12 protein-coding genes are annotated in these 13,322 nt (G+C 36.2%); 9 read left to right on the top strand and 3 right to left on the bottom strand.

What is annotated here, in order from left to right:
- Positions 1–214 precede the first annotated feature (214 nt).
- Positions 215–550: an FEKKY domain-containing protein gene (locus K0U91_RS09095; protein ID WP_220180599.1), complete on the top strand. Its 336-nt coding sequence runs from the start codon at positions 215–217 to the stop codon at positions 548–550.
- Here K0U91_RS09095 and K0U91_RS09090 read toward each other — a convergent pair.
- The gene (locus K0U91_RS09090; protein WP_220180600.1) at positions 545–2,296 is read right to left on the bottom strand and encodes an ABC transporter ATP-binding protein; all 1,752 of its coding nucleotides are present in this window, start codon (positions 2,294–2,296) and stop codon (positions 545–547) included. The two genes, K0U91_RS09095 and K0U91_RS09090, sit on opposite strands and share 6 nt — an antisense overlap.
- Before the next feature lie 111 nt (positions 2,297–2,407).
- A complete protein-coding gene (gene truA / locus K0U91_RS09085; RefSeq protein WP_220180601.1) occupies positions 2,408–3,139 on the bottom strand; it encodes a tRNA pseudouridine(38-40) synthase TruA in 732 nt (243 codons plus the stop codon).
- Between the two features lie 188 nt (positions 3,140–3,327).
- Between truA and lpxK the strand changes: the two genes are divergently transcribed.
- The 4 genes from lpxK (at position 3,328) to K0U91_RS09065 (ending at position 7,694) form a co-directional block, all read left to right on the top strand.
- A complete protein-coding gene (gene lpxK, locus K0U91_RS09080) occupies positions 3,328–4,356 on the top strand; it encodes a tetraacyldisaccharide 4'-kinase (protein ID WP_220180602.1) in 1,029 nt (342 codons plus the stop codon).
- Between the two features lie 137 nt (positions 4,357–4,493).
- Positions 4,494–5,009: a TlpA family protein disulfide reductase gene (locus tag K0U91_RS09075; RefSeq protein ID WP_220180603.1), complete on the top strand. Its 516-nt coding sequence runs from the start codon at positions 4,494–4,496 to the stop codon at positions 5,007–5,009.
- A gap of 73 nt (positions 5,010–5,082) precedes the next feature.
- Positions 5,083–6,177 (top strand): DNA polymerase IV, encoded by a 1,095-nt coding sequence (gene dinB, locus K0U91_RS09070; protein ID WP_220180609.1) that lies wholly within the window; start codon positions 5,083–5,085, stop codon positions 6,175–6,177.
- 44 nt (positions 6,178–6,221) lie between these two features.
- Entirely contained in the window at positions 6,222–7,694 is a 1,473-nt protein-coding gene (locus tag K0U91_RS09065; protein ID WP_220180604.1) for an alpha-amylase, read from the top strand.
- Positions 7,695–7,717: 23 nt separating this feature from the next.
- Here K0U91_RS09065 and K0U91_RS09060 read toward each other — a convergent pair whose 3' ends face one another.
- A complete protein-coding gene (locus tag K0U91_RS09060) occupies positions 7,718–9,046 on the bottom strand; it encodes a carboxylesterase family protein (RefSeq protein ID WP_220180605.1) in 1,329 nt (442 codons plus the stop codon).
- A gap of 205 nt (positions 9,047–9,251) precedes the next feature.
- Between K0U91_RS09060 and K0U91_RS09055 the strand changes: the two genes are divergently transcribed.
- From K0U91_RS09055 to K0U91_RS16250, 4 genes are all read left to right on the top strand, one after another.
- Positions 9,252–10,304 (top strand): NAD(P)-dependent alcohol dehydrogenase, encoded by a 1,053-nt coding sequence (locus K0U91_RS09055; protein ID WP_219970390.1) that lies wholly within the window; start codon positions 9,252–9,254, stop codon positions 10,302–10,304.
- A 233-nt stretch (positions 10,305–10,537) separates the two neighbouring features.
- Entirely contained in the window at positions 10,538–11,524 is a 987-nt protein-coding gene (locus tag K0U91_RS09050; protein ID WP_219970389.1) for a bestrophin family protein, read from the top strand.
- 201 nt (positions 11,525–11,725) lie between these two features.
- Complete coding sequence (locus K0U91_RS16255; RefSeq protein ID WP_259429334.1) at positions 11,726–12,721, top strand: hypothetical protein; 996 nt, start codon at positions 11,726–11,728, stop codon at positions 12,719–12,721.
- Complete coding sequence (locus K0U91_RS16250) at positions 12,673–13,281, top strand: T9SS type A sorting domain-containing protein (protein ID WP_259429333.1); 609 nt, start codon at positions 12,673–12,675, stop codon at positions 13,279–13,281. The genes K0U91_RS16255 and K0U91_RS16250 overlap by 49 nt, the downstream gene beginning before the upstream one ends.
- Positions 13,282–13,322 lie beyond the last annotated feature (41 nt).

Genomic DNA, 13,322 nt, shown 5'->3' with positions numbered 1-13,322 from the left:
AATTTTATATATTTATTCTTAATAACAAAAACTATACCTAATTGTATAGTTATTAATCATAAATGAATTTAATATGAACTTAATGTTAACAAATGGGTTTTAATGTGTAGTTTTATAAAAGGATTCAATAATTTAAATATTTATTCTCACTCAAATTACAGTACTACATTTTAACTTCATTATCATAAAGACATCAAATAGAAAATCAAAACTGATGAAAATTTTAGTAATAATCGTCTTTCTATTGACTTCATCTGTACAAATTGTTGCACAAAACCATAAACAAAAGTGTAATACAGTTCAAGAAAAATCTCAAAAAGTAACAGATAGAGAAAAAACTCCTTACTTCGTACAGTTTGGAATTATGTCAAAAGCCCACAAAAAATTTGAAAAAAATTATGGTGTTGATATACATTATCAAAATTGCGTGGTCAGTAAATTTCTTTCTGAAAAAGCTAAAGAAAACAATAAGCTTGTTGCTAAAACGCTTACCCAAAAGTTTGGGAATGCCTGGAAAAAAGATCTCGGTTTTTTGCCCTACGGATTATGATTTTTCTCCTACTTCAATCTCTTTTCTAAGCTGTGCTTTATACAAAGTAGCATAGTAACCATTTTTATCAAGAAGCTCCAGATGCTTACCTTCTTCCACTATTTTACCTTGGTCCATCACAATGATTTTATCGGCTTTTTCAATAGTCGAAAGTCTGTGTGCGATAATTATTGACGTTCTGTTTTTTGTAATTTTCTCGGTAGCTCTTTGAATCAGTTTTTCACTTTCATGGTCAATAGAAGAAGTAGCCTCATCTAAAATTAAGATTTTAGGATCTGATAAATACGCTCTTAGAAAAGAAAGCAATTGTCTTTGCCCGAGCGAGATCGAAGAACCTCTTTCGCTTACTACATATTCGTAACCCCCCGGGAGGCTTTCAATAAAATCATCAACTTCAATTTCTTTTGCACCAGCTTTTATTTTTTCCAAAGTCACCGTTTCGTCACCGAATGAAAGATTTTCATAAATGCTTCCGTGGAATAGGAAAACATCCTGCAGAACAACGCCGATATGACTTCGCAGATTGTACAATTCATAATCTTTCAGCTCTACGTCATCAATAAAGATTTCTCCCGAATTAAGGTCGTACAATCTAGTGATTAAGCTGATAATAGTAGATTTTCCGGCTCCGGTTGCCCCTACAATTGCCACAGTTTCTCCTGGATTAACTTTAAAATCAATTCCTTTTAAAACTTCTTGTTTGTCATCATAGGCAAAACGTACATTTTTAAATTCTATCTTTCCGTCAAAATGTTCTTTTTCAATTTTTCCTTCGTTGGGCATGGCATAATCTTCATCCATAATGCCTAGAACTCTTTCGGCCCCTACAATACCACGCTGAATGTTGTTGAAACGGTCTGCAATCTGCCGCAAAGGACGAATCAGCATCGAAATAAACTGAATAAAAGCAATGACAACACCTGCACTGATTGTAATATAACCTCCATAAAAGAGCACAAAACCAATGAAAAGCGAAGAAATCAATTCAACGACAGGAAAAAACAGTGAGAAGATAAAGACAGTCCTTAGCAAAGCACTTTTTAGGGTGATATTGATATCATCAAACTTTTTAAACTCAGCCTGCTGCCTGTTAAAAACCTGAATAATTGGCATTCCGGCTAATCTTTCCTGAACAAATGAGTTCTGATTGGACGTCCAGGTTCTTTCATCACCAAAAGCTTTTTTAAGTCTTTTTTGAAAAAATCTTGTGATAACCACCATCAAAGGTAAAATAGCGAGAGAAATATAGCTGAGATGCACATCTACCTGAAACATCATGAACAGTACAAAAACAATTCTCAAAACATCTCCGAAAACCATCAGAAAACCGTCTGTATAAACGGTTGCAATCGTTTCAACATCACCAACAGCTCTTGTCACCAATTGTCCGATAGGCGTTTTATCAAAAAAAGCCGTTCTGAAATAAATCAATTTATTATACAAACGCTCACGAATATCTCTGATAACATTCTGAGAAATATAATTGGAAAAATAAACCAGAAAGAAATTTAAAATCGTTTCTGCAAAAACCAACCCGACGAGACCATAAATATGCTTCATCATCAGAGCTTTATCTTTCAGTTTCGTGATATCGTTATCCACAATCTGCATTGTAAGATACGGCCTGTAAGTAGAAACTATGGACAGTATAATAGAAATAATCAGGGTGAAAATAAACCAGGAACGAAACTTCATACCGATGAAGAAAAGCCTCTTTACTATTGCCCAGGTATCTTGTTTTTTCATGATAGAAAGTGACGTAAAGAATTAATTTGAAAAAATTCTTTGCAAAAATAAGACTTTAAAATTTTACAGCCTTTACAAGTCGATTGATATTGACAATTTAATCATTGATTTTTAAAAGTCGTAGCCTACATCAACCAGAAAGAGCGCATGAGCCGGAGCAGAAGTTCCTGCTGAGCTCCTGTTTTTATTTTCTATTACTTTTCGCAGATCTTGCGGCTGCATTTTTCCGGAACCCACCTCAACGATGGTTCCCACGATTGCCCGAACCATATTTCTGAGAAAACGGTTGGCAGAAATTGTAAATTTAAGCTCAGTTCCGGCCTGCTCCCATTCTGCTTTGTAAATTTTGCAGAGATTGGTCTTATTGTCGGTATGCAGCTTTGCAAAACTTGTAAAATCTTCGTACTCAAAAAGAATTTTGCAGGCTTCGTTCATTTTATCGACGTCAATATTTCTTCGCCAAAGCTGCCATGCCGAATTTTGAGTAAACGGATTTTTTCCTAATGAAATATAATATTCGTACGTTCTGAAGGTCGCATCAAAACGTGCATGAAAATCATCTTTGACCTTAAAAATTCTTTTAATGGAAATATCCGCAGGAAGAAAACTGTTGAGCTGATGCGTTAGGTGATCGGGTAAAATCTGTTCAGTTTCAAAATGAGCAAACATTTTTTTTGCATGAACGCCCGTATCAGTTCGCCCTGCTCCTACTGTCTTAATAGGCTCACGCAAAATGGTAGAAAGTGCTTTTTCCAATTCTTCCTGCACAGAAATATCCTTAGGCTGAATCTGATAGCCAAAATAATTTGTACCGTTGTACGAAAATTCTATAAAATACCTCAATGAAGATAAATGTTATATTGTAGACTTTTAATAATACCAATAAAGATGAATAGTTATCAGCTCTTAAAATAATATTGCAAAAATAAATTAATTTAACAATAATAAAGATGTAATTTTTAAAGTAAATGTTAATAAGTCATAAATATTTTGGGTAAAATGCTCTATAAAATTCTTATTTTTGCCAACGTATGAAAAGATGGTATCTCTATCCTTTTTCTTTGGGTTATCATATGGTGACGGGCATCCGAAACACAATGTATGATCTGGGAATTTTAAAATCTACGACATTCAAAACTCCGATAATCAATGTCGGTAATCTTTCTGTGGGCGGAAGCGGGAAATCGCCTATGGTAATGTACTTGGCTAAATCTTTGTCAAAATATTACAGAACCGGAGTGCTTTCCAGAGGTTACGGAAGACTTACAAAAGGTTACGATGTTACCAATTATGACAGCAATTACAAAACTGTGGGTGACGAAGCGATGCAGCTTTTTGAAAGATTCAAAAACCGCTTTGTCGTTGCCGTTTCAGAAGACCGTGTTCCCGGAGCTAAAAAGGTAATTGCAGATATGGATCTTGATGTTTTGATTCTGGATGATGCGATGCAGCACAGAGCGATCAAAGCCGGATTGAATATTTTAATGACCGATTTTAATGATCCTTATTTTAAAGATCATCTTCTTCCTGCAGGGGATTTGCGCGAATCAAGAGCGGGAGTAAGCCGTGCAGACATTATCATGGTCAGCAAATGTCCGGATGAGCTTACAGAAGAAACCAAGCAATATTATATTTCAAGAATACACCCGTCACATAAACAGAAAGTATTTTTCTCGTCAATCGGATATGATGAAAATGTGTATTCAAAAGAAAAAACACTTCCGGATAACAACCTTAATTATTACGACATTCTTCTGATCACCGGAATTGCCAACCCAAAACCTTTGCTGAATCATTTGGCAAAATTTTCTCAGAAAGTAAAACATCTCAAATTCAGAGATCATCATAATTTTACTGACGCAGATATCAAGAATATTGTTGATGAATACAAAAAATTGGGAGAGTACAAGCTGATTCTTACTACAGAAAAAGATTATGTACGTCTGAAGACTTTCGATTATCTGCGAGACGATGTGTATTACTGGCCAATCAACGTTATTATTGATAAAAAAGAAGAATTTAATCAATTGATTCTCAATTACGTTAATAAAAAGTTTTAAACCCAATATTAAAATCTGCAGCAGCTGTTGCGGATTTTGTATTTTAAAATAACGATCTCAATATCTCAAATTTTTGTTAAATCAGACGATTTCACCCTACAATTACTTTGCAATGTTTAGATTTGTAAAAAAATAAAATGAAGCAACTCATGACTATTTTGATGTTGAGTATTTTCACTTTAGGATGTTCTCAAAAAACGCCTGAAGTTTTAAAAACTCAGTTTTCAAAAGAAGCTTTAAACCAAAAATTGGAAGATGAGAGCGGTAAAAAAATCACCGTTCAGGAAATATTAAATCAGCATAAAGGTAAAGTTCTCGTTATCGATTTTTGGGCCGGATGGTGCAGAGATTGTCTTATTGCTTTACCAAAAGCTGAAGAATTAGAAAAAAACAATCCCAACATCGATTTTGTTTTCTTTTCTTTGGAGAGATCTAAAGAAAAGTTTGACAGCAGCCTTGAAAGATTTAATATGAAGGAAAAAGAAAATTACTGGTTTTCTGTCGGCTGGAAAAATGATTTCAACAATTATATCGACCTCAACTGGATTCCACGATATATGGTCGTTGATCAGAAATCTGAGATTGCAAAATACTATGCCATTTCTCCTGAAGATCCGGAAATTCAGGCTGCAATTGATCAACTTTTAAAGTAGAGTTTACTCTGAAAAAGCCTTATACCTAAATTTAAAACTTTAACAGAAATAAATGAATCCATATCTTTGTAATATGGATTCTTCTTTTCCGGTTCGCAAAATTATTCATGTTGATATGGATGCATTTTATGCATCTGTGGAGCAGCACGACAATCCTGAATTACGTGGTAAAGCTCTTGCAGTCGGCGGCGGACATCGTGGTGTAGTTTCGGCAGCGAGTTATGAAGCAAGAAAATATGGGGTACGTTCTGCAATGCCCAGCAAAACAGCAAAAGAGAAATGTCCGCATTTGATTTTTGTACCTCCAAGATTTCCAAGATATAAAGAAATTTCGCGAATGATCCGTGAGATTTTCTACGAATACACAGATCTTGTAGAACCTTTATCTCTAGATGAAGCCTATCTTGACGTGACCGATAATAAAATGGGAATAGAATCTGCGAATCAGATTGCTAAAGAAATCCGACAGAAAATTTTCGAAAAAACTGGCTTAACGGCTTCTGCAGGAATTTCTGTTAATAAATTTTTGGCTAAAGTAGCTTCCGACATCAATAAACCCAACGGACAAAAAACCATTCACCCGGAGAAAATTGAAAAATTTCTGGAAGAACTTCCTGTAGAAAAATTTTACGGTGTAGGCAAAGTTACCGCCAATAAAATGTTTAGTCTGGCGATTTATAAGGGCAAAGATTTAAAGAAAAGATCACTGGAAGATTTAACGAGACTTTTCGGTAAATCCGGAAGATATTACTATGATGTAGTCCGTGGCATTCATCATTCTGAAGTGAAGCCTCACAGAATTCAAAAAAGTGTTGCCGTAGAGAGAACTTTTTTTGAAGATCTTTCAGATGAGCAGCAGATTGACGAAAAACTTGAGAGTTTAAGTGAGGAACTTCATCATCGCTTATCAAAAAACAATATTATGGGTAGATCTCTGACCTTAAAAATAAAATACAAAGATTTCTCACTTTTTACAAGAAGCATCACAAAAGAAGAATATTTCAGCTCTCCCGAACAATATTTTAAAATTTCAAAAAAACTCTGGGAACTGCGTCCTTACGATAAAGCGGTACGATTATTGGGTCTGTCGTTATCACATCTCAACACAGAAGAAAAGAAGCAGATTTCTGTTCAGCTTAAAATTCGTTTTGAGGAATTTGAAGACTAACCAATAACTTTCATTAAATTGATACTACCAAATACAATTAAACTATGAACCAGACAATGATTCAGTTTTTCCACTGGTACAGTGACGGAGAAGGTGTACTGTGGAAACATGCGGAAAAAGAAGCAAAATACTTATCAGGATTAGGGATCACATCAGTTTGGTTTCCGCCGGCTTATAAAGGTACAGACGGAAGCTCTTCTGTAGGATATGATGCCTACGACCTTTATGACCTCGGCGAATTTGACCAGAAAAACAGCATTTCGACAAAATATGGAACCAAGAAAGATTATATCAGTGCTATTAAGGCTCTAAAAAAACACAATATACAGGTGATCGTAGACATTGTTTTGGGTCATAAAGCCGGCGGTGACGAGCTTGAAACCTTTAAGGCAGCAAAAGTAGACGAAGATAACCGTCAGAAAATAATTTCAGAATTTTCGGACATTCAATCATACACAAAATTCACTTTTCCGGGTAGAGGAAAAAAATATTCAGAATTTGAATGGAATTTCACCTGCTTCAGCGGAGTAGATTATGCGGAAGGAAAAGAATCTCACATTTATAAAATTCAGTCTGAATATGGTAATGATTGGGAAGAGATGATCGATGATGAAAAAGGAAACTATGATTATCTCATGTTCAATGATGTGGAACACCGAAATCCTCATGTGCGTGAAGAACTCAACAAATGGGCACAATGGTATTTTAAAGAAACCGATTTTGACGGTGTGCGATTAGACGCTTTAAAACATATTTCTTTTGATTTTTATAAAGAATGGCTCACGATGCTGCGATCCAACTCGGGTAAAAACATCTTTGCGGTCGGCGAATACTGGGCTCCCGGACAATTGAGTTTACTTCAGAAATACATAGATACCACGGAAGGCTGTATGAGTCTTTTTGACAGCTCGCTGCAAAATAATTTCCATACTGCATCCAAAGAAGGGGATTCTTATGATCTGCGGAGGATTTTTGATGAGACCCTTACAGATGCAAATCCTGAACATTCGGTAAGCCTTGTCGACAATCACGATACGCAGCCTTTGCAGGATTTGGAAGCTCCTGTTGAGACTTGGTTTAAACCTTTAGCCTACGCATTGATTCTGTTGAGAGAAAAAGGTTATCCTTGTATTTTTTATCCCGATTTATACGGAGCTCATTACAAAGACAATGACCGTGAAGGAAACGAGCAGGAAATATTTTTGGATAAAGTTGACGGTATCGAAGAGCTTCTAAAAGCAAGAAAAGAAAATGCTTACGGTATTCAGAGAGATTATTTTGAAGATGCCAATTGTCTTGGCTGGATTCGTGAAGGTGATGATGAGCACAAAGGCTGCGCTGTTGTTTTAAGCAATAAAGACGCTTACGAAAAACCTATGGAAGTGGGTGAAAAATATATTGGGCAGACCTTTTATGATTCGTTGGGCAGGTATGAAGAAAAAGTAATAATCGACGAAAAAGGTTGGGGGAATTTTCCTGTTCCGGCCGGGAATGTGAGTGTTTGGTTACCTGAATAACTTATACTTTATAATAGAAAAAACTAAATTTTTCGCAGTTCCAGGATCTCCGGTCTTTCAGAATCGTTGGCAATTTTACCGCTTTGGGCAAACTCTGCCCAGAGCTTTCTCAATTTTCTGCCATTTTCATCAACATATGTCCATGGGATATTATTTAAAATACCGGCATTTTTCCATGCAGATTCATTTCCAAAGATGAATGGAAGATCAATCGCGTGAGCTCCCATGAATTGATTACCAGAAAGTCGCGGGTGAATTCTGAATAAATAAACATTCCCTCCTGCTTTTGCATAGCTTTCAGCAAAATCTTTTGCAGGTTTTCCGTAGATGATTTCTGTGGTCGACCGGATTGTCTTATCAATTATCTTTTTCGGCAGATACGTGTTTATATGATCTGAAGCTCTTAAATAAAACGAAGTTTCTTCGTCATTCAAACCGATTAAAACATCAATATTTTCAGCATTCTTTTTCCATTTTTCTTCTGCTTCATTTTCATTACACAATGGCGGGAAACCGTATTGAGTTCCGAATGGCATTGCAGCTTTCAAACCATATTTAAAAAATGACGGTGTATTCTTTTTATAATCTTCTACGATTTCCAGAACGTCAGAATTTATATTAAAATTTTTGGTATTCATTAAAAATTCGGCAGACATTTTACTTCTGTTCTGCCTTAAACCTAAGGGTGCACTGTGAATAATGACTCTTTTAAACAGACCTTCAACGCCCTCTGAAACCATTAGATGAGCAATCGCATCACCCCCTGAAGACTGTCCGAAAAGTGTTATATTTTCTGCATCACCACCAAAATACGATATGTAATTTTTAACCCATTTTAAAGCTTCAATAATATCAAACAAGCCTAAATTTGCCGGTCTCTCATCAGTTCCGCCAAGAAATCCGAAAATTCCGAGACGATAGGAAACGGTGACAACAATCAGGTTTTGCTCTCTAACCCAATCTATAGGATCAGCTGTTGTAAGATCTCCACAACCAATTTCATAAGAACCCCCGTGAATCCAGACAACTACAGATAATTTTTCATTTTCATTAAAATTCTCAGGTCGAAAAACTGAAATAAATTGTGATGATTCATCCACTTCAAAGTCATCAAGATTTGTTTTTCCGATCATTTTTTCCAGAAGAGGACTGATATTCTGCGGGCAAACCGGAGTTTTTTCAGGAAAAATTATTTCAGAATCCGAAGGTTTTATAGCAACCGGTCTTTTGAATCTTTCCGAATGCGCATAACGGATGTTTTTAGCTTTGAAGATTCCATTTTGTTTCAAAGCTAAAATTTTTCCAAAAGCGGTCCGGAAAGTGTGGGTTTCAATGTGTTGTTGTAATTGCATTCCCAAAAAATGAATTTAAGTTTAAAATTAATATTGTTATGTTAAAAAACAATACTTCTGAAGACTTTTTATCAGGACGGCTGTTAAGTACAATTACTTTAAATAAATAACATCAATATTTTACTGAATAAACCAATTTATATAAATGCTTATTGCTAAAAAGTCCCGATTTTTGCATAAAGAAGAATAATTTAAAATCAGAAAAATGAACACATACTCAGTAAAAGCTTACGGCACGGAATCTAAGGAAGCCGACTTAAAACAAATGAATATCGAAAGAAGACAGACCACTACCAAAGATGTAGAAATAGAAATTCTCTTTTGTGGGGTCTGCCATTCAGATCTTCATACGGCAAGAAATGACTGGGGCGGAACAAAATACCCAGCAGTTCCAGGGCATGAAATTGTAGGAAGAATTACAAAAGTAGGAAGTGAAGTTTCTCAATTTAAAGTAGGTGATCTTGCCGGAGTTGGTTGTATTGTAGATTCTTGCGGAACCTGCGAAAGCTGCAAACAAAACCTTGAGCAATATTGCCTGACAGGATTTACAGGAACTTACAATGGTACAGATGAGCATTTGGGAGGTCATACTTTTGGCGGATATTCTGAAAAAGTGGTTGTAGATGCCGATCACGTTTTGAGAATACCTGAAAACCTGGATCTGGCTGCAGTTGCACCACTTCTTTGCGCAGGAATTACCACTTGGTCGCCTCTGAAACACTGGAATGTTGGGCCAAATTCTAAAGTTGCCGTTGTTGGTTTAGGTGGTTTAGGACACATGGCAATCAAGCTTGCAAAAGGTTTGGGAGCTGAAGTAACATTATTCTCGAGAACTCCGGGAAAATCTGACGATGCAAAACAATTAGGAGCAGATCACGTTGTGATTTCTACAGATGAGGAGCAAATGAAATCAGTAAAAGGTAAATTTGATGTCATTATTGACACTGTTCCTTACGACCATGATGTGAATCCATATATTTCAACACTCAATATCAATGGAACGCATGTTTTGGTTGGATACTTAGGTGGTTTAGAAAATATTTTAAATACTGTCCCGATGATTCTTGGAAGAAAATCTGTAGCAGGGTCTGTCATCGGCGGAATTGCCGAAACTCAGGAAATGCTTGATTTTTGTGGTGAACATAATATTGTCTCTGAAATTGAAATGATAAAAATGCAGGAAATTAACGAAGCGTATGAAAGAATGCTGAAAAGCGATGTGAGATACCGTTTCGTGATTGATATGAAGTCTTTATAAAAGTATTATTACTCAATCATGTAATTATATAAGGTTAGCTTTGGGCTAACCTTTTCTATGTCCGAAATTTATTATTCCATATTCAGTAATCAAAGCTATTGAGTAAAAATTAAAGCTACTAATACATTTAAAATAATCAAATTCTCAGAAAATAAAAAAATTAAAAATTATTTATTTATTTTTGAGCGGGATATATTTATATTCTTTAAATAAGATTAAAAACACAATTAATTATGTATGTAGGAAAAGAATTTAAGTTTTCATTACTTTGGCATTTTGCGCGCAAAAATCTGTTTAGAACACTGCTCACTTCTGTAGCAGTTTGTATATTATATCAAGTCATAGGCTGGAAATGGATAGGCATATCTTTTATACCCATTGCTACCATTGGTACAGCGGTCGCTTTTTACGTAGGATTTAAAAATAATCAGGCTTATGATCGTCTTTGGGAAGCCAGGAAATTGTGGGGAGGCATCACCAATACAAGCCGTAGCTTTGCGATAATGTTCATTGCAGTGGTTCCGGATAAAGAAATTCAAAGAGAGTTTTTATACAGGCATTTAGGATGGGTAAATATTCTTAGGCTTCAGTTACGCAAAACCATTCCTTGGGCAACGAGCAAGGATAATTTGCACCAGACATTTCTTAGTGAAAAAAATGAACTGGAACAATTCGATGCCGGTGTGAAAAAAATATTTTCCGATATTGGAAAAATGGAATATTACGAAATGATGCAATCTCGGAGTAATATTGCTAACCATATCTTAAAAAAGCAGATTCACGAGCTGGGACGTCTGAAGAAAACTTCTGTAATTGATGAATATGAACACAGTGATCTGGTAAAACAGATCGTGGAACTACTCAATTATCAGGGGGGATGTGAAAGAATTAAAAACACACCATTATACCGACAATTTAGCGTTTTCAGTAGAATATTTGTGATGCTGTTTATTTTTCTTTTGCCATTTGGATTGGTCAATGAAATGGCAAAAATGGGAACCTATGGCGTTTGGCTTACGGTACCTTTTTCGCTGCTTATTTCCTGGGTATTTTACACCATGGAGCAGATAGGAGAATTTAGTGAAAATCCTTTTGATAACAGCATCAATGATGTACCTTTAAATACCATTTGCCGAACAATCGAAACTGATATCAAAGAATTTGTGGGCGATACAGACTTCCCGGAGAAAGTGATTCCAATAGATGATGTCTTATTGTGACAGTATTCGATTGTTTATTTAAATATTTCGAGGTTGTTAATAAGTTAACCTTTTCGAACACGTCACGTTCTGTCGCATTACCCATTTAGCTTTGCATTAAATAATTACATCGTATTACATTTAGTTAAAACTATTGTAGTATATATTAAAAAAAAGATAAATTCGCAAAAAATTAATAACAAACCATAAAAATACATAATGATGAAAAAACTCTACACGGGTGCATTTTTGATATGCACTGCTGCTGTATGGTGCGCTCAGGAAGTAGTATGGCAGAAAGACATCAAATCTTCCACGCAGGATTTTCTTTCACAGGTTACTACAACCATCGATCAACAGTATCTTATCACAGGAAGTTCCATTCAGGCAAAAAAACTCACTTCAGAAAACAAACAAAACAACGGCTACGACTTTCATTTGGTGAAGCTCAACCAGCAGGGTGAAGAAGTCTGGGAAAAATATTTCTCGGGTCAGAACCATGATTTTCTTTCGGCAACGGTTGCCACGCAGGAAGGCGGATTTCTTTTAGCAGGGACATCCTATTCAGGCAAAAGCTCAGACAAAAAAGATGATGCTAAAGGCGGATCTGATATCTGGCTGATCCGGATTAATGAATTTGGAGATGAGCTGTGGCAGAAAACACTGGGTTCGGCTCAGGATGAAGAGGCGAAAGCAGTCATTCAGACCACAGATTTCGGATTTTTCGTGGCCGGAAATGTGCAAAATGCACCGAAAGGTTACGGATCAAAAGATGTGCTGATCTCAAGACTGGATAAAAACGGAAAAGAACTGTCACAGATTATTTTAGGCGGAAAAGGTCTGGATGAAGTGGAAAAGATGATTCCAACCATTGACGGCGGAGCTTTGCTGGGAATTTATTCTCGAAGCAATACCGGCGGATCAAAGAAAACGGAAAACTTCGGTGAAGGCGATTACTGGATCATCAAGCTCAACAAAGACGGAAAAGTAGAATGGGAGAAGAATTTCGGAGGAAAAGGAGATGACCATCTGAGAACTTTAGCGATGACTTCTACAGGATATATTGTTGGCGGTGAATCAAGATCCGAAAGATCAGGAAACAAAACAGCAGGCATTGAAGAAGGAACCGATATCTGGCTGATTTCATTAAATGAAAAAGGGGATGAACAATGGCAGAAATCCTACAATTTCAAGAACCGGGATATTCTGATGGGATGAATGTGATTCAGAGGAAAGATGAAAGAGCAAAGAATAAAGATTTAACTCAGGGTATTTTACTTGGTGGTTACACTCAGGCAGAAGGAAGAATTGAAACTGATGATGAAACTTTCTGGATGCTGTACCTGAACCAGGATGGAAATGAGCAGTGGAGAAAGCATGTAAAAGGAGAATCGAGAAAAAGAGAAGAAAGGTTATCGGATATCAAACTCAACAGAGACGGTTCGATTATTCTGGCAGGAACGAGCGCCGAAGAACTAGGAAAGGAGAACTGGAAGATCGTAAAGCTGGGAGACAAACAGCTGGATCAGCTGATTGAAAAGCAGGACATCAAGATTTATCCGAATCCTGTTTCTGATTACTGTTATGTAGAAATCGGCTTTGACTTTAAGGAAGCAGACATTACCATTTACGACATGGGCGGAAGACAGCTGCAGAGCCTGAAAACTAAGAATAAAGTGACCAAGATTAATACGCAGAATCTGATTCAGGGGGCGTATCTGGTGACGATAAAAACGGATACGAATGAGACTGCGAATGCTAAACTGATTAAAAAATAAAAACATGATGAAAAATACTATTAATTTTTACAAGCTTTACA

This window comes from Chryseobacterium sp. LJ668 (assembly GCF_019613955.1).
Classification (GTDB): domain Bacteria; phylum Bacteroidota; class Bacteroidia; order Flavobacteriales; family Weeksellaceae; genus Chryseobacterium.
This window is presented reverse-complemented; position numbering and strand designations above follow the sequence as displayed.